Below are 310 nucleotides of genomic sequence, written 5' to 3'. Positions count from 1 at the left end.
CAGCGAACGCCATCGAACGCGAGCGGTGCGGTCCGAGCCGCAAGCGTCCGCGTCGTCTCCTCCAGCGCTGTACGCTCGTCATCGATACCGCCGACCACCGTCACGTGTGGACCGAAGACCGGTGCGTCCTCGACCCGCTCAGCAAGTTCCGTGATCGTCGCTTGGAGCTGACGGTGAGCCGTTGTCTCTGCTCCGGAGACAAGCCAGAGTGAGTACGTGGAATTCGACCGGTTACTCATCATCCGATCCGGACCACCGACACGAAAAAGCGCTCCTCCGATCGGTCACCTCGCGGATTCGTGAGTACTCA

At 62.3% G+C, this 310-nt stretch carries 1 pseudogene; it reads right to left on the bottom strand.

The features are described from left to right. A pseudogene (locus tag EXE45_RS18635) lies at nt 1–239 on the bottom strand (hypothetical protein); the annotation flags it as partial. Nucleotides 240–310: the final 71 nt, after the last annotated feature.

The sequence above is a fragment of the Halorubrum sp. SP9 genome (assembly GCF_005435015.1).
Taxonomy (GTDB): domain Archaea; phylum Halobacteriota; class Halobacteria; order Halobacteriales; family Haloferacaceae; genus Halorubrum; species Halorubrum sodomense.
This window is presented reverse-complemented; position numbering and strand designations above follow the sequence as displayed.